The following is a 19,778-nucleotide window of genomic DNA, read 5'->3' on the forward strand; positions in this document are numbered from 1 at the left end:
TTGTTCATCGAAACGGTGGTCGTTCGCCATTTCAATTGCTGGGCAAGAACGGTCTGCCGAGACAGGCCGGAGCATTGGAAGAAGCATCACGCCGGATCGATATCAGCACCAGCACGACGACGGTGGCAAGATAGGGCATGGCGGCCCAGAGCTCGGCCGGGATGGCGGACAGTGGTCCACCGCCAGCCTTGGCGTAGAGCTCCATGGTCATGACCAACCCGAACAAATAGGCGCCGGCCAGCAATCGGAACGGCTTCCAGCTTGCAAACACTACCAGCGCCACGGCGATCCAGCCGCGCCCGGCCGTCATGCGTTCTGCCCATTGCGGGGTCAGCAGCAAGGGGAAGCAGGCCCCGGCAATGCCGGCCATGGCCCCACCAAAGGCGACCGCCCCATAGCGCACTGCGACCACGGAATAGCCGATGGAATGGGCGGAATGATCATTTTCCCCCACCGCGCGCAGGATCAACCCGGAGCGGGTCTTTTTCAGGAACCACCAGACGGCGAACACCATGACGAATGAGAAATAGACCAGCGCGGAATAGCCGAACAGCACACGCCAGACGGGGTGGGCCGCCAGTTCCGCCGGAAACAGCGGCCCCAGCAGAGTCACCGGCCGGGCGGAATAACCCTGGCCCGCCAGTGCCGAAAAACCCGTGCCGAAAATGGTCAGCGCCAAACCCGTCGCGGTCTGGTTCGCAGACAGGCTCAAGGTCAGAAAACCGAAAATCATCGAGGTTGCCACTCCGGCCCCGGCCGCCAGCAGGATCGCCAGGTAGTGGTTGCCGGTGGTGAAGACCACGACAAAGCCGGTAATAGCACCCACCAGCATCATGCCTTCGACGCCCAGATTTAGCACGCCGGACTTTTCGACCACCAGTTCGCCAAGGGCCGCGATCAGGATCGGGGTCGAGGCACCAACCACGGTAACAATGATCGCTATGACCAGTTCCAGCGTCATATGCCTGCCTCCGTCTGCGGCGCCACCCGCCTGAGCCGGTAGCGCACCAGGATGTCCCCGGCGAGCAGGAAAAACAGCATCATGGCCTGGAACACGCCCGTCGCCGAGTTCGACAACCCGATTGTGGTCTGCGCCACTTCACCACCCACAAAGGTGATTGCCATGACAATTCCGGCAAAAATCACGCCGAGCGGATTTAGACGCCCGAGAAACGCGACGATAATCGCAGTGAAGCCATAATTGGTCGGGAAGCCCGGCACCATGCGCTGGAACGGTCCGGCCACTTCAAGCATGCCGGCAAGTCCCGCCAACCCACCACTGACGAGCAGGGCCAGCCAGATCGTCTTGTTCTCAGAGAACCCGCCATAGCGGGCCGCGTGCGGCGCCGCGCCCACGACGCGCATCTGATAGCCGAACACCGAGCGCGACATGATGAACCAGGCGACCAGCGCGACGATGATGGCGATCGGCACACCCGCATGAACGATGGTTCCAGGGAAAATATTGGGTAACAGCGCCTCGCTGGCAAAACGTCGCGTCTGGGGAAAGCCCATGCCCATGGGGTCCTTCCAGGGCGCCCGCACCAGATAATAGATCAACTGCACCGATGCATAGGTCAGCATGAGCGAGGTCAGGATTTCATTGACGTTCAGCCGGGTCTTGAGCAGCGCAGGAATGGCGCCATAGGCAGCACCGCCGGCCGTCCCGGCCAGCATCATTGCCGGCAAGGTCCACCAGCCGCCCGCACCGTGGCTGGCCAATGCCACCCAGGTCGCGGCCAACCCGCCCATGATGTATTGCCCCTCGGCACCGATATTCCACACATTGGCGCGGTAGGAGATCGAAAGCCCCACCCCGATGATAATCAGCGGTGCTGCTTTCACGCCGAGGTCTTGCCACTTGTAGCTATTGGTCAGCGGCGTCAGAAAGATTTCCCGCACCGCGCCAATACCGTCAAAGCCAATGGCAGAAAAAATGATCGCACCAATGATCATCGTCAGAAGAACTGCCGCGACAGGCGTGGCATAGAGCATGAAACGGGATGGCTCGCGGCGCCTTTCCAGACGGAATTGCATTATGCAGCCTCCTCGCCATGCACACCGCCCATCAGCAGACCGATCTCCTCGACGCTGAAATCGCCAATAGGCCGGCTCGCACTCAACCGCCCCATATTGATGACCGCCAGCGTGTCGCTGAGCGCCCGCAGTTCATCCAGATCCTGGCTGATCACCACGATTGCCGAACCAGCCGTGGCCAGATCGACCAGCGCTTGATGGATGGCTGCGGCCGCGCCCGCATCAACCCCCCAGGTCGGCTGGCTGACCACCAGCACAGTGGGCTTTTGCAGGATCTCCCGACCCATAATGTACTTCTGGAGATTGCCACCCGAAAGCGAACCGGCAGTCGCGGCCGGGCCAAGTGCCTTGACGGCGAAATCGGCGATGACCTTGCCGGTATAGGTCTTGGCAGCGCCCGAATTGATCAATCCCAGCATGACCATGCCGAGCCGATCACGTGCGGTGAGCACCGAATTGTCCGATAGGGAGAAATCACCCACCGCAGCGTGACCATTGCGCTCCTCGGGCACGGCGCACAATCCATGGCGCCGACGCTCCGTGGTGTCCATCAACCCAATGGCGCGTCCATCAATACTGATCGCTTCGCGCTCTTCACCCTTGAGCTCACCCGACAGCGCATCGAGCAAGGCGTTCTGCCCATTTCCCGCTACACCGGCAATCCCTAGAATTTCGCCCGCTCTCACAGTGAAATTGACATCTGCCACGGGCACATCGAAATCACCGGTCTTCTTGGTCGTCAGCCCGTTCACGACCAGTTTCGGATCGCCAAATTTGCGTCCCTCGGGCTTGACGATGTCCTGCAATCCCGCGCCGATCATCTTCTCCGCCATGGAGCGGCTGGTCTCGGCCTGCGGATCGCAGGTATCAACAAGTTTCCCGCCGCGCAGGATCGTGGCGGTATCGCACAAGGCTTTGATTTCGTGCAGCTTGTGGGAAATATAAAGGATCGAACAACCCTCGCTGGCGAGTTGGCGCAGCACTGTGAACAACTGGTCCACTTCCTGCGGAGTGAGCACCGAGGTCGGCTCATCCATGATCAGCAGTTTCGGGTTCAGCAACAGCGCCCGCACGATTTCGATGCGTTGCCGCTCACCCACCGAAAGCGTAGCTACCGTCCGATGCGGATCGAGCAGCAATCCATATGTCTGCATGACCTCCCGAATGCGGGCTTCTAGGTCGCGGGACGGGATTTTCGCGTCCATGCCAAGAGCAATGTTTTCGAGCACGGTCAGCGCTTCGAACAGCGAAAAATGCTGGAACACCATGCCAATGCCCAGCCTGCGGGCCGCTTTGGGGCTCGGCACCACCACCGGTTCGCCATTCCAGCGGATCTCGCCGCTATCAGGCTGCATGATGCCGTAGATCATCTTGACCAGAGTGGATTTGCCCGCGCCATTCTCGCCCAGCAGCGCATGGATTTCACCCGGCTTGACCGCGAATGACACATGGTCATTGGCCAGAACGCCGGGAAACTGCTTGGTGATGCCGCTCAACTCGAGCCGGTTGGGCATATCAAAATCCACTCGTCACCCCCGATCTTTTGGGGGTGGACACCTGCCCGACAGAAACTTCCCTTGCCCCAATGTGAACCATAATTTCAGCCGCCGCCAGTGCCGCAATAACCGAAGGTCGTTTATCCCCAAGCCCTTGTGCGCCGATAGGCAAAATCAGACGCTCCAGATTTTGCCGGTCGCCCCCCTGCTCGACATACCAGCTCGCGAATCTTGCGCGCTTGGTCCGCGACCCGACCATGCCCACATAGGGACAATCGGGGCGCGCCAGCGCTTCATTGGCAATCAGGAAATCCAGCGCATGATCATGGGTCAGGATGACATAGGCGCTGCCCGCTGGCGCGGATCTTACCACCGCCTCCGGCATGGCCACTCGACGATGCGGGACGCCCGGCGGCAAGGCCTCCAACTCGTCTTGCCGCGTGTCGATCACCTCAACCTTGACTGGCATCAGCAACAGGATTTGCGCCAGCACCCGTCCGACATGGCCCGCTCCAAAGACGTAGACATGGGCTGCCGAACTCTCGTCGGCTCTCACCCTGGCCAGTGTATCGCGCCGAACCGCGGCGTCCGCATAACGAAGCGTGACCGTGACCCGTCCGCCGCAACATTGACCGATTTCGGGGCCCAGCGGCACATCCATGGCCTCTTCGGCCCGCCCTTCGACAATCAAGCGGCGCGCATGCGCAATGACCATATATTCGAGAGCACCACCGCCGATTGTCCCGAAGATCGCTTCCATGCCCACCAGCATGAAGGTGCCTTGCTCCCTGGGCGAAGACCCGCGAACCGAAGTCAGTTCGCATGCAATCGCTTCGGGATTGGCAGCGAAAAAGACTTCAAGGGCAGCGGAAGCGGTCATATCAGCTATTCTGCGCCCTTCTCAGGCGCTCGACGCCCATCAACACCCGCTCGGGCGTTACCGGCGTATCGAGTTGCGGAGCAATTCGATAGTCCGCCACACTTGCAACGGCCATGCTCAATGCCTCGACGACACTGATCGCCAGCATCAAAGGCGGCTCTCCGACTGCTTTGGAGCGCCCGATCGTCGGCTCGCGGTTCACCGACCATTCGGCGATCTTCACGTTGAAAATGGGGGGAACATCGGAAGCCAGCGGGATCTTGTAGGTCGATGGCGCATGGGTGCGCAACTGGCCCTTATCGTCCCAGACTAACTCTTCCGTAGTCAGCCACCCCATGCCCTGGATGAAGCCACCCTCGATCTGCCCCAGGTCGATCGCCGGGTTCAGCGATTTGCCCACATCGTGCAGGATATCGACGCGGTCTACCGTATATTCGCCGGTCAGCGTATCGATGGTCACCTCGCTGACCGAGGCACCATAAGCAAAATAATAGAACGGATGCCCACGGCCTGTTGCCCGGTCCCAATGAATTTTGGGCGTCTTGTAAAAGCCTGCTGCCGAAAGCTGCACCCGGTTCAAATAGGCGGATGCGGCCAGTTCGGCGAAGGGAATGTGTTTCTCGCCGACATCCAGCCCGCCGGTCACCCAGCGGCAGTCGGCCTCGTCTGCGTCATACAGCTTTGCCGCATGCGCCAGCATGCGAGCCTTGATCTGCTCACAGGCATCCCAGGCCGCCATGCCGTTGAGGTCCGAACCAGACGATGCCGCAGTCGCCGACGTATTGGGCACCTTGCCGGTCGAGGTGGCCATGATTTTGACCGTGTCCAGGTTGACCCCGAAGGCATCCGCTACCACCTGCGCGACCTTGATATAGAGCCCCTGCCCCATCTCCGTGCCGCCGTGACTCAAATGGATCGAACCATCCTTATAGACATGCACAAGCGCCCCGGCCTGATTGTACCAGGTAGCGGTAAAGGAGATGCCGAACTTCACAGGCGTCAGGGCAATGCCCTTCTTGAGCACGGTATTCGACTTGTTAAAGTCCTGCACAGCCTGACGCCGGGCCTGATAGTCCGACGACGCTTCCAGTTCATCCACCACCCGATGGATGATGTTGTCCTCCACGGTCTGATGGTAGGGCGTCACATTATTGGTATCGGTGCCGTAGAAATTCGCCTTGCGGATCTCCAGCGGATCCTTGCCCAGCGCATAGGCGATATCTTCGATCCAGCGCTCGGTCGCCACCATGCCCTGTGGGCCACCAAAGCCGCGGAAGGCGGTGTTGGACACGGTATTGGTGTAAAGCGGTTCGGACCGAGCGCGCACCGCCGGGTACCAATACGCATTGTCGCAGTGAAACAGCGCACGGTCTGACACCGGCCCGGTCAGATCCGAAGAGAATCCGCCGCGCGCGCCATAGACGGCGTCCACGGCCAGGATTTTTCCTGTCTCATCGTAGCCGACATCATAGTCGACCACGAAATCGTGCCGCTTGCCGGTGGCTTGCATGTCGTCGTCGCGGTCGGGCCGAATTTTGCAGGCGCGGTTCCACTTCTTGGCGGCCACCGCCGCAACTGCGGCAAAAAGATTGCCCTGCGTTTCCTTACCGCCGAAACCGCCACCCATGCGTCGCATATTGACGGTTACCGCATTGTGCCGGATCCCTAGAACTTGGGCGACCATCAACTGCACCTCGCTCGGATGCTGGGTCGATGAGTGCACGGTGACGTCTTCATCCTCGCCCGGCACCGCGAGCGCTATCTGCCCTTCCAGATAGAAGTGATCCTGCCCGCCAATGGCGATGGCACCCTTGGCGCGGCGCGGCGCGGCGGCCAGTCCAGCATCGACCTCGCCCCGTTCGAGCTTTAGTGGCTCGGTGACCAGCTTGCCGCCTGCGGCCTGGGCCGCCCGGACATCGGGAATATGCGGCAGATCGCGATACTCGACCTTGACCAAATGCGCAGCACGGCGCGCGGCGTCCCGCGTCTCGGCAATCACCGCGAACATCGGTTGTCCCCAGAACTGCACCTTACCCACGGCAAAGATCGGCTCATCATGCTTGTGGCTTGGCGAAACGTCGTTCTCGCCGGGAATATCCTCAGCCGTCAGCACGCCGATGACGCCTGGCGCCGCACGAACGGCATCGAGGTTCATCGAAACAATCTGCGCATGCGCCCTGGTCGAAAGCCCCAGATAGGCATGCATCGTGCCCACGGGCTCAATCATGTCGTCGATATATTCGGCCGTGCCGGTCACATGTTTCGGCCCGCTATCATGCCGCGTGGGCGCGTGGAGTGTCGCAAGAGTGATATTGCTCTGCTTGTTCATCACGCCACCTCCCTCGCCAGACGCTCACTCCGCTCCTGTGTCCACAGGAAGAAGCGCTTGAGCAGGTTCTGTGCTGCAAGCATGCGGTAATCGGCCGACGCGCGCATGTCGCTGATCGGCTGATAGTCCTCGGCAAAGGCGGCGATCGCCGCCTCGATAGTCTCCATCGACCAGGGCTGACCAATCAGCGCCGCCTCGACCGCCTTCGCGCGCTTGGGGGTCGCGGCCATGCCGCCAAATGCAATGCGCACCATGCCCACCGAGCCGGCATCGTTGATAAACACACGGAACGCGCCGCACAGCGCAGAGATGTCCTCTTCTCGCCGCTTGGAGAGCTTGTAGGTGGCGAACTTCTCGCCAGCCGGCAGCAGCGGCAGCGTTACGCTCTCGACAAATTCCCCGGGCTGCCGATCCTGCTTGCCATAAGCCAGGAAATAGTCCTCGAGCTTGATCTCGCGCCGATGCGCGCCCTTGCGCAAATGCAGCTTGGCCCCCAGGGCGATGAAGGGTGGCGGCGTGTCACCAATGGGCGAACCATTGGCGATATTGCCCCCAATTGTCCCCATATTGCGGATCTGCTCGCCCGCAACCCGGTCCCATAGCTCGGTCAGTTCAGGAAAACTTGACGCAATGACCGGCTGCGCCTCCGAATAGGACACCCCGGCATAAAACCGCACTTCGCTGTCATTCTCGGCGATTCGCTTCAACTCCTGCAGGTGCCCGATGAAGATGACCGGCCCGATATCGCGCATGAACTTAGTGACCCACAGGCCCACATCGGTCGAGCCCGCAACAATCCGCGCTTCGGGATTAGCCTCGTAAACCGCCGCAAAATCATCAAGCGAAGCCGGGATGATGACCCGCTTGCTGCCCTCGCCGATTTCCACACGGCGACCATCGTGCAATGCCTGGAGCGTCTCCTTCACCGCGATGCGTTCGGCCCAAAGCGGATCACCCTGCGGCTGTCCGTAGGTTCCCATCTTTTCCCCGGCGCGGATAATCGGCGCATATCCTGTGCAACGGCACAGATTACCCTGCAACGCCTTCTCGATGGCCGCCCGCGACGGATCGGGATTGCGCATCCAGAGCCCGTAAAGGCTCATCACAAATCCAGGCGTGCAGAAGCCGCATTGCGAACCATGATAATCCACCATGGCCTGTTGCACCGGATGAAGTGTACCGTTCTCGCCGCGCAGATGCTCGATAGTCACCACATGCGTTCCGTGCAGGCTACCGACGAAGCGAATGCAGGCGGTCACCGAGTCATAGATGACTTCATCATCCATCAGCCGACCGACCAGAACCGTGCAGGCACCGCAATCACCCTCGGCACAGCCTTCCTTGGAGCCGCGCAGCCGCCGCTCCAGCCGCAGCCAGTCGAGCAGGGTCAGGTCGGGCGGCACCTCGGTCAGCGTCACCGCTTCCCCGTTGAGCAGGAATTTCAGGGCATTGGCGACTTCGACCATGGTTCAGCTCCCCCGATAGGTGGAATAGGCAAAGGGGCTCACCAGCAGCGGCACGTGATAATGCTTGTCTTCAGAAATCGTGAAGCGGATCGGCACAATATCGAGAAACGGAGTTTCGGGGCCGACGCCGATTCTCTCGAAATACTGCCCCACATGGAAGCGGATCTCATATTCGCCATGCTGGAATTCTTCGCCCAGCAATGGCTGATCCACCCGCCCGTCTTCATTGGTGTAGCTGTCGAGCAGGTGATGCGTGTGGTCTCCATGTACATAGTGCAGTTCCAGCCGCATGCCGCGCGCCGGCCTGCCATGCATGGTGTCCAGGACATGGGTGGTGAGCGCTCCGCCCATTTTGCTGCTCCGTATTCGTTCCCCGAAAGGCACAATAGCACGGGCACTTGCTCTTGATACTCTCAAATTGGAAGCAATATGCTGCCGGTCTGGCAACAAGAGGACACCGGCATGGCACCGCGCATCCCACCCGAAAGACCACGTGAGCACGCTTTGTCAGCAGGACTGCTGGCACGGGTGTTCCACCAGCCATCGCTGATCTATTTCAACGCCGTTGCCACCCATCTGTCCATCCGCGAAGCAGCGCGGCGGCTCAATATTGCCTCATCGGCCGTCACCCGTCAGGTGGCGCAACTTGAAGACGCTTTGGGCATCGAACTGTTCCTGCGCGAAAAGCGGCGCCTGCGGCTCTCTCCCGCCGGCGAAATTCTGTTTCGCCATTCACGTCGTCTTGCCGCGCCCATGGAAGCGGCCGTGTCGGAAATTGAGTTGCTGCGCGGTGTCCGTGCCGGATCGGTGCGGATCGCCGCAGCCGAAAGCGTCGGCCTGTCCTTCTTGCCCCAGCTCATCAGCGATTTCGGCAAGCGCTACCCACGCCTCAATCTCGATGTCTCCATTATCTCCTCGAGCGAAGTTGTCGAACGCCTGGTCGAGGAGCGTATCGACATTGGTTTTGGCTTCATCGCCAAGCCGCCCCGGCAGGTGGACGTGGCTTTTCGCCGGGATGTCTCCATCGGCGCCGTGATGTCTCCCGATCATCCCCTGGCAGGCCTCCGGAATCTGACAATGGCGCAGTGCCTCGAGCATCCCCTTGCCGTCGGCAAACCGGAAATATCGATCCGTGAGGTGATTGAACCCTTTCTACGCTCCTCGGCCAACATCACCCCGCCTTTGGTCGAAGTGAACTCAATCCGCCTGCTGGTCGAACTGGCCCTGGGCGGCCACTATGCCTCGATCATGACGCCGATTGGGGCCCAGAACGAGATCGCAGCGGGGCGCCTCGTCTTCCGCCCGCTGCACGATGGCGGACTGCCAACCAACCGCTTCGGAATATTGGTACGCTCAGGCAGCGCCCTCCACCTTGCACCGGCGATTTTCTTCGAACACGCCAAGAGCTTCTTTGAGGACCTATCGCTCCCCGGCGCCATCTGAATGCATGCGAGGGTTGACATTCATAGCCAAAAGGCTATTGGTTCAATCCATAGCCATTTATGAATGGATTGCAATGAACAACCATCAGGACGTTCTGTTTCGATCGCTGGCCGACCCCACCAGGCGCGCCATTTTCGAACAGCTCTGCAGGCAAGGCGAACAGACGGTCGGCACGCTGACCGGATTCGCCGGCGTCGCACAGCCGACCGTTTCGAAACATTTGGCTGTACTCAAGCAGGCCGGGCTGGTGCGTGATCGCCGCGCAGGCCGACAGACCCATTATTCGGCTCAAGTCCAGGCACTCACGCCGCTGATGGACTGGACCAAGGAAATGACCGGCTTCTGGGAGTCGCGGCTCGATGCCTTGGAAAATTTGCTCACGAGGATAGATCAATGACGCGCTTTATTCGTGCCTTTCACCGCTGGACCTCGATTGTTTTTACCCTGACGGTCATCGCCAATTTTGTTGCCATCGGCTTTCTGGGGCAGGCTGGCGTGCCGCCGCTCGTGACGTTTTCGCCGCTCCTGCCGCTTTTTCTCCTGCTGTTCTCGGGCCTGTTTATGTTCGTCCAGCACTACGCGCGTCGCCGCGCCGGCCTGAACCATGCCTGAGGGAAAGCCCAGGCGCCCGCCGCTCAAGCCCGGGCCTGACGGCATCGTCAGGCTCTCCGGCGGCAACCCTCAGATTGCCAAGGGCTATGGCAACGAAGTGGTACAGAAATACATCGCGGCCATGCCGGGCTGGCAGAGCGATGTCGGTCGCAAACTGGATGCCATCATCGAAAAGACCGTGCCCGGCATTCATAAGGCCGTCAAATGGAACACGCCCTTTTACGGCTTGGAGCAAGACATCTACTTTGTCAGCTACCACTGCATGACCAAATACGTGAAGGTCGCTTTCCACAACGGCGCCGAACTGCGCCCAATGCCTCCCGGCACTTCGAAACAGGCCAAGGTGCGCTATCTCGACATCTACGAGAACGATGCGCTGGATGAAGACCCGTTCGCCGATTGGGTAAAGCAGGCCAGCAAGTTGCCTGGCGAGAAACTGTGAGGAGCGGAACGATGGCATTTTCCAAGAATAGTGCCGCTGATCTGGCCACCGGCGCCACCCCAACTGAACTGATCGACAAGCGCATCGCCGACCTCCCCGATTGGCGGGGCGACAAACTGGCCCATATTCGCAAGCTGATCCACGAAGCCCTGCCCGACGTGGAGGAAGAGTGGAAATGGGGCAAGCCCGTTTGGTCGCATAACGGGATCCTGTGCACCGGCGAGGTTTACAAGGCGGCGGTGAAGTCCACGTTCTCCAAGGGCGCCTCACTGGAAGATCCCGATCACCTGTTCAATTCCAGCCTCGAAGGCAAGGTCCGCCGTGCCATCGATTTCTTTGAAGGTGAAGCCATCAACGAAACCGCGTTCAAGGCCCTGATCCAGGGCGCCGCAACGGCCAATGCCGCCACTAAACGCGCCCGGAAATAGGATCTCCCGCATGACCACTGCCACACAAACCCGCTCCGTCATTGTCGAGCGCGATATTCCCCAGCCGCCTGCCAAAATCTGGAAAGCATTGACCCAATCACACCTGATCTCGGAATGGCTGATGGACAATGATTTCGATCTCAAGGTGGGCCACAAGTTCAAACTGCGGGGCGAATGGGGCGGCGTGCTGGACTGCGAAGTGATTTCCATCGATCCGGAGCGCTCCCTGTCCTACGCGTGGGATCACCATAATGACGATCCGCTTTATGCCCTCAAAAGCGTGGTCACCTACACCCTCACACCAACTGATACCGGCACGCATCTGCGCGTGGAGCAGTCTGGTTTCCGCCCGGAGCAGAAGCAGGCCTATGGCGGCGCCCATGCCGGCTGGAAGCAGTTTCTGGAGCAACTCGAAACAGTTTCCGCACGTGGGGGCTGAACGCCCCGTCATGGATACAGGCGCCGCTTCCGTCTAGCGCAGGGGCGGCGCTTCTGCTTACCATTGGGCCTCCCGCCTGACGCAGAAGAGACTCATCCATGAACCGATATCCCCGCGACATGCATGGCTACGGCCAAACCCCGCCCCATGCCAATTGGCCCGGCGGTGCCCATGTCGCGGTGCAGTTCGTCCTGAATTATGAGGAAGGTGGGGAGAACAATATCCTCCATGGCGACGACGCTTCGGAGGCTTTCCTGGTCGACGTCCTGGGCGCAGCACCCTGGCCCGACCAGCGCCATGCCAATGTGGAATCCATGTATGAATATGGCGCCCGAGCCGGCTTCTGGCGGCTGCATCGCCTGTTCACCGAGGCGAACCTGCCCCTGACCATCTATGGTGTCGCGACGGCTCTGATGCGTGCGCCCGCGCAGCTCGCGGCCATGCAGGAAGCCGGGTGGGAAATCGCCAGCCATGGCCTGAAATGGGTCCAACACAAGGACATGCCGGCCGCCGAAGAAAGCGCCCAGATCGCCGAAGCGGTGCGCCTGCACACAATTGCCACCGGCTCGCGCCCACTTGGCTGGTACACTGGCCGCTCCAGCCTCAACACGGTTGACCTGGTGGCGGACCATGGCGGTTTTGCCTATATCTCGGACACCTATGACGATGACCTCCCCTATTGGAAGGTGATCGGCGGCAAGCCGCAGCTCATCATTCCCTATACGCTCAGCGCCAACGACATGCGCTTTGTCACCGCGCCGGGCTTCGACAATGGCGAGGAATATTTCACCTTCCTCAAGGACAGCTTCGACTGTCTCTACGCCGAAGGCCAGGCCGGATCACCCAAGATGATGTCAATCGGCCTGCATTGCCGCCTGGTCGGCCAACCAGGCCGCTATCAGGGCCTCAAAAAGTTCGTCGACTACATCAAGGGCTTCGACAGGGTCTGGGTCCCCACCCGCCTCGACATCGCCCGTCACTGGGCCAGGGAGCACCCCTATAAGGCACCCGAAGTGATCCCCAGCCAACTCGATCGCGCTGAGTTCATTGCCCGCTACGGGTCAATCTTCGAACACTCACCCTGGATTGCCGAGCGCGCCTGGGAAGCTGAAATGGGGCCGGCCAATGATACGGCCATCGGCCTGCACTTTGCCTTGCGGACGCAGTTCCGCATGGCCACGCCCGAAGAGCGCCTTGCGGTCCTCAAGGCCCACCCAGACCTTGCCGGCAAGCTTGCCGCCGCCAAGCGCCTGACCGCCGAGTCCACCGCCGAGCAGGCCTCGGCAGGCCTCGACGCTCTGACCGACGAGGAACGCGACAGGTTCACCACGCTCAACACTGCCTATGTCGAAAAATTCGGCTTCCCGTTCATCATCGCCGTCCGGGATCACAACAAGCAATCCATTATGGACAACTTCGAGAAACGCATCGCCAATACAGCCGCCGAGGAATTCGCTGCGGCCTGCGCGCAGGTCGAGCGCATTGCGCTGCTGCGTTTAAAGGCCATCCTGCCCTAGAAGGTCGAGTCCTGGCGCAGTAGATGAACAATACCGGCCGGATTGAAAAACCATCCGGCCGTCATGGTCTTTGTGCGACCTCATCCCGGAAATCGACCGCTGCACGGGTAGCAACATCTACGCGCATTTGACGAGGCCAGGCGGGTGGTCGCTGAGAGGCGAGGACGAGAACGCTGGAACCATCTCAACGCTCTGCCCGTCCACGCCATTCACGAGCGTTAGATCGGGCCATGCGGCCTATGCCGCCGCGATGTTGGGCAAACTGAAACATAGTGTCGACGCCTGAGGCCCTGCCCCATAGCCTCGGCCAGCGCAAACCTCTAAGCTCGACCCAGCACGACACAATTCGAAACGAGTCATGGTCTCTTCCTACGCCTTTCCAAGTGCCGGTCTGCCTAGTCAGATGGACCTGCATACCGGCCGCGCCACCTTCTCAGAGGCCTACGCCTTCATCCCGCGCGGCGTGATGCGCGACATTGTCACCTCCTGCTTGCCCCATTGGCGCGACACGCGGCTCTGGGTCATCGCCCGCCCCATGAGCGGCTTTGCCGAAACCTTCTCGCAATACATTGTGGAAGTGTTGCCCGGCGGCGGAAGTGAACGACCAGAAGACAATCCCGAAGCCGAAGGCGTGCTATTCGTGGTCGCTGGACAGGTGACCGTCACGATCGAAGACAAGACCCATTTGCTCGAAGCGGGCAGTTATGCGTTTCTACCCCCCGGCTGCGCCTGGAACCTTGTGAACAAATCCACCGAAGCGGTGCGCTTTCACTGGGTACGCAAGCGCTATGAAGCGGTCGAAGGCATCGCCGCGCCAGAAGCCTTCGTCTCCAGCGACAAGGACCAGCCGATCCGCTGGATGCCCGACACCAATGAGCGCTGGGGCACCACCCGCTTTGTCGAACCCGATGACGTCCGGCACGATATGCACGTCAATATCGTCACGCTTGAACCCGGCGCCGTCATTCCCTTCGAGGAAACCCATGTGATGGAGCACGGCCTCTACGTGCTCGAAGGCAAGGCGGTCTATCGGCTCAATCGCGACTGGGTGGAAGTGGAAGCAGGCGACTTCATGTGGCTGCGCGCCTTCTGTCCCCAAGCCTGCTATGCCGGTCCCGAGCGGTTCCGCTACCTGCTCTACAAGGACGTCAACCGCCACGCCAAACTGCCGTTTTGAGCCATGCCTGCCGACAACACGATCTTCACAGAACCCCTCACCACCGAGGCTTTCGCGCCGTTCGGCCAGGTTATCCAGACCGAGAATGCCGATCATTATCCGATCAATCTGGGCATGACTGAGCGCTTTCACGACCTGGCCCGAATTGAACTGGAGGGGGACAAGGCCCGCCCCCTGATCTCGATATTTCGCGGGCGCCCATACGCCTTGCCGCTCGACTTGTTGATGATGGAGCGGCACCCCCTGGGAAGTCAGGCGTTCTTCCCTTTATCCACCCACCCCTGGCTGGTGATTGTCGCCCAGGACAATCGTGGCGAGCCGACGCGTCTGCGCGCTTTCCGTCCCGCTGCGGGACAGGGCGTCAACATTGCCATCAATGTTTGGCACGGCGTCCTCACGCCCCTTGAGAAGACCAGCGAATTCCTCGTCGTTGATCGCGGTGGCGAGGGCAATAATCTCGAAGAGCATCACTTCAAGCATCCCTGGACCATAGTAGCGGATCGCCCAGGGTAACCTAGAAAGCGTCCTTGTCTCGCAACCGTCAGCGGCTTGCTGTAGTTTGTGGAGCAAAGGGACGGAGGCAGAAATGCATCTTTCAAGGCTGATTCAGGCCGCAGCAATGCTGCTGATGTTGGTTCTGTCAGCGCCGGTCATGGCCGCGACCACACTCAATGGCACCGTGACCTATCGCGAACGCATCGCACTGCCGGCGGACGCCTGGCTCCGCGTTACGCTGGTTGACCTGTCCACGATGGCCCCGGTTGTGGGCGCTTCAGCGGGCATTCCAGCCAAGGGTCAGGTGCCGATCGGCTTTGCACTCAATGTGCATTCGCAAATCGGAGAGAGCAGCGGCGCCTATGGATTGCTCGCCGAGATTTCCAGCGCCGGCCAGGTCCTGTTTCGCACACCCGATCCCGTGCCGGTGACCATCGGCGCCACCGCGCCAACCGCTATCATGGTCTATCGGACCCCGCCCCAGCCGCCCAGCCCGGAGCCGCCTATTCCCGCCACCCCGTCCGACCTCTTCGAAACGCTCTGGACAGTCACAAGCATTGGCGGACGACCGGTAGCCGCACTGCGGCCACCGACCCTGTCGATTGCCCCGGACCATCGCGCTGGTGGGTTCGGCGGGTGCAACAATTACTTCACTGAGGCCAGCACCGAAGCTCAGGCACTGACCTTCGGTCCTGCCGCCGCAACCCGCATGGCTTGCGCGCCAGACTTGATGAACGAAGAGACCGCCTATTTCACAGCACTGTCCGCCGTAGCGTCCTATGAACTCGATGAACAAGGATTGCGGCTGCTCGATGCAGCCGGTGTACCGCTCATCGGGCTTGTGCGCACCACGGAGTAGATCGGGTTGGAGACTGCTGAACTGATTTCGCGCCTGCTCGACGTCATCGAGCAGGACATTGCGCCTGTTACCGCCAAAGGTGTTGCGCGCGGCAACAAGTTGTTCGGCGCGGCCATCCTGAAGAAATCCGATCTTTCGGTGATCGTGGCAGAAACCAACAACGAAATCGAAAATCCGCTCTGGCATGGTGAAATGCACGCCATCAAGCGTTTCTTTGAACTGCCCACCAATCAGCGGCCGGCCACCAGCGACTGTCTGTTCCTGTCATCCCACGAGCCCTGCTCGCTTTGCCTTTCAGGCATAACCTGGTCGGGATTTGACAATTTCTACTATCTGTTCAGCCATCAGGACAGCCGCGACAGCTTCGCCATTCCTTACGACATCCAGATTCTTAAATCTGTCTACGCGGTGCCCGAACCCGAGACCGGCATCGTGTCTCCGGGACGCGATCTTTACAATCGCAGCAACGACTTCTGGACCAGCCATGGCCTGCAGGACATGATCGCCGGGCTATCCCGCAGCAATCGTGAGGCACTTTCGGCGCGCATCGACGATCTTAACGCCCTCTACGCCGAATTGTCCGATGACTATCAAAAGCACAAGGGCAGCAAGGGCATCCCGCTGGCCTAGTCGAGACCTACGGCGACCGCCGGCATGAATTCGCTACGCGGAGCCTCCGCAAAGGAGGCCGCAAAGGTCAGAAAGCTGATCGACAAGGCGAACAGCGCGGTAAGTAAAAGCTGTGACATGGTGTAAGGGCCCCTCATTATTCTCTTGGCGGGCCGGGCTCGGCCCTTCCCGCTTTCTGATTCCTTCTACGCATGCGGCTTTGAACGCAGGACCAATGCACTATTAATGTGTCATTCATAAATCCCACCGGGCGCATACCAGCCATGTGGCCCGAACTTTTTGCCCCCCCGCGCGTTGCAAGCTGTAACTATCAATGTAACCAAAGGGGTAGCCATGTCCGAACTGATTGCACAGTCTGGCGGCGCGGCACCGATGCTCGCCATTTTCACCGATTTCGACGGCACGCTGGTTGAAATCGCAGAAACGCCTGACGCTGTGGACGTGCCCGCCGATTTGGCGGATCAGTTGGAACGGACTGCCCGCGACTTCAATCATGCATTCGCCGTGATTACCGGACGTGAGATTGCAGATATCGACCGCTTTCTCTCTCCTCTGCACCTGCCAGTTGCCGGCGCCCACGGCGCCCAGCGCCGCCGGGCCGATGGTACGCTACTTGAACTCGATGCCAATATCAGCGGTGCCGCCCAAGCCATTGCCGACGCTTTGAGGCCGTTGCTCGAAGAGCATCCCGAATTGATCCTGGAGCCCAAGGACGGCGCCGTTGCGCTACATTTCCGCCAGGCACCGGAGTTGGAAGAAGACTGCCTTCTCGCCATGCAGGCGGCTATCGGCACACATCCTGAATTCACCCTCGTCCCGGGCAAGATGGTCCTTGAGGCGCGTCCCGCCGGCATCGACAAGGGCAGTGCCCTTAAAGCCTACATGCAAGAAGAACCCTTTGCCGGTCGCACGCCGATCTTCATCGGCGACGACACAACCGATGAAGATGCCTTTCGGGCCGCACAGGACCTTGGCGGCATCGGCATCAAGCTTGGGCCGGGCAAGACGATTGCGCGCATGCGTATCGCCGACGTTGCTTCTGTATATGCGTTGCTTGAGGGCCTAACCCAGATCGTGGCGCAGCCGCACGCAACAGCCAATCTCGCGGACGAATCGCCGATTCTGGCGGACACGACTGCACACTGATCTGCCGACCGCCGGTCATGCCGGCAAACATATATGTTCAACCAGACACGGAGGCACCAGCCACATGAGCCGCATCGTCATTGTATCGAACCGTACGCCCGGCAAGGGTCCCGCCGCCGGTGGGCTTGCCGTCGCGCTGCGCAAGGTACTGAGCGAAAGGGAGGGCTTCTGGTTCGGCTGGTCTGGCAAGCTGACGGAGCAGCCCGCCCGCGACGCCCGCATCGAGGATATCGATGGCCTCAAGGTCGCACAGATCGACCTCAGCCGTGAGGATCATCACGCCTATTATGCGGGGTTCTCGAACTCCATTCTCTGGCCCAGCTTCCATCTGCGCCTTGATCTGGCAACGATCGAAAGCCACTGGTACGAGGGCTATCGCCGGGTGAACCAGCAATTCGCCAAAGCGCTGCTGCCGCTGCTCAAGCCCGATGACGTGGTCTGGGTGCACGACTATCACCTGATCCCGCTCGCCTCTGAATTGCGCCAGCTCGGCGCGCGCAACCGCATGGGCTTCTATCTGCATATTCCCTTCCCCACGACCGATGCGCTCTATGCCATTCCGCACCATGAAGAACTGATGCGCGACCTGTCGCGCTATGATCTGGTCGGCATGCAGGCCAAGCGCGACGTTGTCGCGTTCACCGAATTTGCGGAGCATCAGGCGCCCTCCACGTTTGGCGGCCACAAGGTGCAGGCGATCGATTTCAGCCGCACCGAGGTAGACGCTTTCCCCATCGGTTCGGACCCGGATGCCTTTGCCAGGCTCTCCGTCAGTCCCGCCGCCACCAAGATGGTGAACCGCATGAAGCGAGTTTTGGGCGATCAGCGGCTGATCCTGGGCGTCGACCGGCTCGACTATTCCAAAGGTCTGCCGCAACGCGTTGAAGCCTATGAAAAACTGCTCGCCAATAATGCTCGGCTGCGCCGATCCGTACACCTGCTCCAGGTGGCTCCGCCGTCGCGTGACAGTATCAAGGAATATCAGGAAACCAGCGATACGCTGGACGCCATGTGCGGCCGGGTCATGGGGCATTTCGCCGAGCCCGACTGGCAGCCCCTCACCTATGTCAAGCGCGCCTATGGTCAGCCAAGCCTGGCCGGACTTTACCGCATGGCTCGTGTGGCCCTGGTCACGCCGTTGCGCGACGGCATGAACCTGGTGGCGCACGAATTCGTCGGATCACAGAACCCTGACGACCCTGGCGTGCTGGTGCTCTCACGCTTCGCCGGTGCCGCCGAAATCTTCCCAGAGGGCCTTCTGGTCAATCCTTTTGATACGGACGAGACATCCGAGGCCCTCCGCATGGCGCTCGACATGCCGCTCGATGAACGCAAGCAGCGTTGGGCCGCTCTGATGAAATCCGCACAGAAGCACAATGTCGATGATTGGGCAGTGAGCTTCCTCAATCATCTGACCCAGGGTGGACCGGACAAACCCAGCGCGACGCGCGATGTGCTTTATCTCGGTTCAGCCAGCGAGTTGGCTACGCCTCCGAACGCCATGGGGTCCCCGACGCCGCCAGCAGTGTAACCAGCATGCGGTTGGCCGGGGTGGCGATGCCATGTTTTTCGCCCAGCCGCACGATAACCCCGTTGCGGGCTTCGATTTCCATGGGGTTGCCCGCCAGCCGATCAGCATGAATTGACCCGGCTATCGCGCCCTCCTTCATCGCTCGCATGTTCTCGACGGTGGAGTCCACGACAGCTTGCGGCACCACAGCGCCCTCTGCCCGCCCGACAGCCGCGCACTCTTCCGCCAAGGCGCGAACGATGGCCTCCATGTCATGGGACCAGACCGGACCAGTCGCCCGCAAGGTCAGCGCCGGCACAATGGCAGCACAATTGCCGGTCAGCTTGACCCAGAGCTGGGACACAAAATCGGCATGTGTCGCCGCCTCGATTTCCGTATGGGCGAATAACTCCGCCAACGCCTCGCCATTTTGCCCTGCGGGCACTGCGATGATGCCATGTCGGCTCTGGACGATACGACCAGGTGCGCTGCGCGAGGCAGGCAGATTGATCATCACCGGGACCAGCCGGTCTGCCGGCACCAGATGGGCAAACAGGCTCACGTGCTCCACCCCATTCTGGATGATCGCCACGCGCGTTGTCGGCCCGCACAATGCCTTGAGCCATGGCGCCGTCGCATCGACACTATAGGCCTTTGTCGTCACCAGAACCCAATCCACCGGCTCGCCCTGCGAGGGGCCGGTCAGCACTGTCGGCGCGGCCTTGATCACGCCTTCTGGCGTTTCCACCACCAGATCGGTGATCGGCGTGCGAACGCAGACCGAAACATCAAAGTCTGCGTTCTGGGCCAGCCAGGCGGCGAGGGTTCCCCCGATAGCGCCCGGCCCGACAATAGCGATGGAAGTCATGGCA

Annotated in this window: 22 protein-coding genes; 13 read left to right on the plus strand and 9 right to left on the minus strand. The window is 60.6% G+C overall.

Annotation, left to right across the window (positions count from 1 at the left end):
- Positions 1-31: 31 nt before the first annotated feature.
- Genes GGR20_RS07605 through uraH form a run of 7 tightly spaced genes read right to left on the minus strand, consistent with a single transcriptional unit; the run spans position 32 to position 8,559 of the window.
- Positions 32-961 carry an ABC transporter permease gene (locus GGR20_RS07605; protein ID WP_183310653.1) on the minus strand — a complete coding sequence of 310 codons (930 nt, stop codon included), beginning with the start codon at positions 959-961 and terminating at the stop codon, positions 32-34.
- Positions 958-2,037, minus strand: coding sequence for an ABC transporter permease (locus GGR20_RS07610; protein WP_183310654.1), 1,080 nt, complete (start codon positions 2,035-2,037; stop codon positions 958-960). The genes GGR20_RS07605 and GGR20_RS07610 overlap by 4 nt, the downstream gene beginning before the upstream one ends.
- A complete protein-coding gene (locus GGR20_RS07615) occupies positions 2,037-3,551 on the minus strand; it encodes an ABC transporter ATP-binding protein (RefSeq protein WP_183310655.1) in 1,515 nt (504 codons plus the stop codon). The genes GGR20_RS07610 and GGR20_RS07615 overlap by 1 nt, the downstream gene beginning before the upstream one ends.
- Position 3,552: 1 nt before the next feature.
- Positions 3,553-4,413 carry a xanthine dehydrogenase accessory protein XdhC gene (gene xdhC / locus GGR20_RS07620; RefSeq protein WP_183310656.1) on the minus strand — a complete coding sequence of 287 codons (861 nt, stop codon included), beginning with the start codon at positions 4,411-4,413 and terminating at the stop codon, positions 3,553-3,555.
- Position 4,414: 1 nt separating this feature from the next.
- Entirely contained in the window at positions 4,415-6,742 is a 2,328-nt protein-coding gene (xdhB, locus tag GGR20_RS07625; protein ID WP_183310657.1) for a xanthine dehydrogenase molybdopterin binding subunit, read from the minus strand.
- Complete coding sequence (gene xdhA, locus GGR20_RS07630) at positions 6,742-8,208, minus strand: xanthine dehydrogenase small subunit (protein WP_183310658.1); 1,467 nt, start codon at positions 8,206-8,208, stop codon at positions 6,742-6,744. Before xdhA ends, xdhB begins: the two co-directional genes overlap by 1 nt.
- Positions 8,209-8,211: 3 nt before the next feature.
- Positions 8,212-8,559, minus strand: coding sequence for a hydroxyisourate hydrolase (gene uraH, locus GGR20_RS07635; protein ID WP_183310659.1), 348 nt, complete (start codon positions 8,557-8,559; stop codon positions 8,212-8,214).
- 111 nt (positions 8,560-8,670) lie between these two features.
- Here uraH and GGR20_RS07640 point away from each other — a divergent pair, with 111 nt between their 5' ends.
- From GGR20_RS07640 to GGR20_RS07690, 11 genes are all read left to right on the plus strand, one after another.
- Positions 8,671-9,651, plus strand: a complete 981-nt coding sequence (locus tag GGR20_RS07640; protein ID WP_183310660.1) for a LysR family transcriptional regulator — start codon at positions 8,671-8,673, stop codon at positions 9,649-9,651.
- Between the two features lie 73 nt (positions 9,652-9,724).
- Positions 9,725-10,048: an ArsR/SmtB family transcription factor gene (locus tag GGR20_RS07645; protein ID WP_183310661.1), complete on the plus strand. Its 324-nt coding sequence runs from the start codon at positions 9,725-9,727 to the stop codon at positions 10,046-10,048.
- Positions 10,045-10,263, plus strand: a complete 219-nt coding sequence (locus tag GGR20_RS07650) for a hypothetical protein (protein ID WP_183310662.1) — start codon at positions 10,045-10,047, stop codon at positions 10,261-10,263. The genes GGR20_RS07645 and GGR20_RS07650 overlap by 4 nt, the downstream gene beginning before the upstream one ends.
- The gene (locus GGR20_RS07655; protein WP_183310663.1) at positions 10,256-10,705 is read left to right on the plus strand and encodes a DUF1801 domain-containing protein; all 450 of its coding nucleotides are present in this window, start codon (positions 10,256-10,258) and stop codon (positions 10,703-10,705) included. Before GGR20_RS07650 ends, GGR20_RS07655 begins: the two co-directional genes overlap by 8 nt.
- An 11-nt stretch (positions 10,706-10,716) precedes the next feature.
- A complete protein-coding gene (locus tag GGR20_RS07660) occupies positions 10,717-11,133 on the plus strand; it encodes a DUF1801 domain-containing protein (protein ID WP_183310664.1) in 417 nt (138 codons plus the stop codon).
- Positions 11,134-11,143: 10 nt separating this feature from the next.
- Complete coding sequence (locus GGR20_RS07665; RefSeq protein WP_183310665.1) at positions 11,144-11,572, plus strand: SRPBCC family protein; 429 nt, start codon at positions 11,144-11,146, stop codon at positions 11,570-11,572.
- 98 nt (positions 11,573-11,670) lie between these two features.
- A complete protein-coding gene (gene puuE, locus GGR20_RS07670) occupies positions 11,671-13,089 on the plus strand; it encodes an allantoinase PuuE (protein ID WP_183310666.1) in 1,419 nt (472 codons plus the stop codon).
- A 358-nt stretch (positions 13,090-13,447) separates the two neighbouring features.
- Positions 13,448-14,266, plus strand: a complete 819-nt coding sequence (locus tag GGR20_RS07675; RefSeq protein WP_183310667.1) for a bifunctional allantoicase/(S)-ureidoglycine aminohydrolase — start codon at positions 13,448-13,450, stop codon at positions 14,264-14,266.
- 3 nt (positions 14,267-14,269) lie between these two features.
- Entirely contained in the window at positions 14,270-14,779 is a 510-nt protein-coding gene (locus GGR20_RS07680) for an ureidoglycolate lyase (RefSeq protein WP_183310668.1), read from the plus strand.
- 73 nt (positions 14,780-14,852) lie between these two features.
- The gene (locus GGR20_RS07685) at positions 14,853-15,620 is read left to right on the plus strand and encodes an META domain-containing protein (protein WP_183310669.1); all 768 of its coding nucleotides are present in this window, start codon (positions 14,853-14,855) and stop codon (positions 15,618-15,620) included.
- Positions 15,621-16,250: a nucleoside deaminase gene (locus GGR20_RS07690; RefSeq protein WP_420827438.1), complete on the plus strand. Its 630-nt coding sequence runs from the start codon at positions 15,621-15,623 to the stop codon at positions 16,248-16,250.
- On the opposite strand, the gene GGR20_RS18955 is transcribed toward GGR20_RS07690, so the two are convergent.
- Positions 16,247-16,369, minus strand: a complete 123-nt coding sequence (locus tag GGR20_RS18955) for a hypothetical protein (protein WP_276511900.1) — start codon at positions 16,367-16,369, stop codon at positions 16,247-16,249. The genes GGR20_RS07690 and GGR20_RS18955 overlap by 4 nt on opposite strands.
- A 214-nt stretch (positions 16,370-16,583) precedes the next feature.
- On the opposite strand from GGR20_RS18955, the gene otsB reads away from it, so the two are divergent.
- Together otsB and GGR20_RS07700 are read left to right on the plus strand one after the other, a co-directional pair.
- On the plus strand, positions 16,584-17,396 hold the full coding sequence (gene otsB / locus GGR20_RS07695; RefSeq protein WP_210283117.1) for a trehalose-phosphatase: 813 nt from the start codon (positions 16,584-16,586) through the stop codon (positions 17,394-17,396).
- Between the two features lie 64 nt (positions 17,397-17,460).
- Positions 17,461-18,927, plus strand: coding sequence for an alpha,alpha-trehalose-phosphate synthase (UDP-forming) (locus tag GGR20_RS07700; protein WP_183310671.1), 1,467 nt, complete (start codon positions 17,461-17,463; stop codon positions 18,925-18,927).
- Here GGR20_RS07700 and GGR20_RS07705 read toward each other — a convergent pair.
- Positions 18,881-19,774: a 2-dehydropantoate 2-reductase gene (locus GGR20_RS07705; protein WP_183310672.1), complete on the minus strand. Its 894-nt coding sequence runs from the start codon at positions 19,772-19,774 to the stop codon at positions 18,881-18,883. The two genes, GGR20_RS07700 and GGR20_RS07705, sit on opposite strands and share 47 nt — an antisense overlap.
- Positions 19,775-19,778: the final 4 nt, after the last annotated feature.

The organism is Devosia subaequoris, assembly GCF_014197055.1.
GTDB lineage: Bacteria > Pseudomonadota > Alphaproteobacteria > Rhizobiales > Devosiaceae > Devosia > Devosia subaequoris.

Coding starts and splice junctions, on each gene's coding strand:
- GGR20_RS07665 (WP_183310665.1), top strand. CDS start 11,144: ATGACCACTGCCACACAAACCCGCTCCGTCATTGTCGAGCGCGATATT.
- GGR20_RS07605 (WP_183310653.1), bottom strand. CDS start 961: ATGACGCTGGAACTGGTCATAGCGATCATTGTTACCGTGGTTGGTGCC.
- GGR20_RS07705 (WP_183310672.1), bottom strand. CDS start 19,774: ATGACTTCCATCGCTATTGTCGGGCCGGGCGCTATCGGGGGAACCCTC.
- uraH (WP_183310659.1), bottom strand. CDS start 8,559: ATGGGCGGAGCGCTCACCACCCATGTCCTGGACACCATGCATGGCAGG.
- GGR20_RS07645 (WP_183310661.1), top strand. CDS start 9,725: ATGAACAACCATCAGGACGTTCTGTTTCGATCGCTGGCCGACCCCACC.
- GGR20_RS07650 (WP_183310662.1), top strand. CDS start 10,045: ATGACGCGCTTTATTCGTGCCTTTCACCGCTGGACCTCGATTGTTTTT.
- GGR20_RS18955 (WP_276511900.1), bottom strand. CDS start 16,369: ATGTCACAGCTTTTACTTACCGCGCTGTTCGCCTTGTCGATCAGCTTT.
- xdhC (WP_183310656.1), bottom strand. CDS start 4,413: ATGACCGCTTCCGCTGCCCTTGAAGTCTTTTTCGCTGCCAATCCCGAA.
- xdhB (WP_183310657.1), bottom strand. CDS start 6,742: ATGAACAAGCAGAGCAATATCACTCTTGCGACACTCCACGCGCCCACG.
- GGR20_RS07660 (WP_183310664.1), top strand. CDS start 10,717: ATGGCATTTTCCAAGAATAGTGCCGCTGATCTGGCCACCGGCGCCACC.
- xdhA (WP_183310658.1), bottom strand. CDS start 8,208: ATGGTCGAAGTCGCCAATGCCCTGAAATTCCTGCTCAACGGGGAAGCG.
- GGR20_RS07615 (WP_183310655.1), bottom strand. CDS start 3,551: ATGCCCAACCGGCTCGAGTTGAGCGGCATCACCAAGCAGTTTCCCGGC.
- GGR20_RS07685 (WP_183310669.1), top strand. CDS start 14,853: ATGCATCTTTCAAGGCTGATTCAGGCCGCAGCAATGCTGCTGATGTTG.
- puuE (WP_183310666.1), top strand. CDS start 11,671: ATGAACCGATATCCCCGCGACATGCATGGCTACGGCCAAACCCCGCCC.
- GGR20_RS07700 (WP_183310671.1), top strand. CDS start 17,461: ATGAGCCGCATCGTCATTGTATCGAACCGTACGCCCGGCAAGGGTCCC.
- GGR20_RS07655 (WP_183310663.1), top strand. CDS start 10,256: ATGCCTGAGGGAAAGCCCAGGCGCCCGCCGCTCAAGCCCGGGCCTGAC.
- GGR20_RS07640 (WP_183310660.1), top strand. CDS start 8,671: ATGGCACCGCGCATCCCACCCGAAAGACCACGTGAGCACGCTTTGTCA.
- GGR20_RS07610 (WP_183310654.1), bottom strand. CDS start 2,037: ATGCAATTCCGTCTGGAAAGGCGCCGCGAGCCATCCCGTTTCATGCTC.
- GGR20_RS07680 (WP_183310668.1), top strand. CDS start 14,270: ATGCCTGCCGACAACACGATCTTCACAGAACCCCTCACCACCGAGGCT.
- GGR20_RS07675 (WP_183310667.1), top strand. CDS start 13,448: ATGGTCTCTTCCTACGCCTTTCCAAGTGCCGGTCTGCCTAGTCAGATG.
- otsB (WP_210283117.1), top strand. CDS start 16,584: ATGTCCGAACTGATTGCACAGTCTGGCGGCGCGGCACCGATGCTCGCC.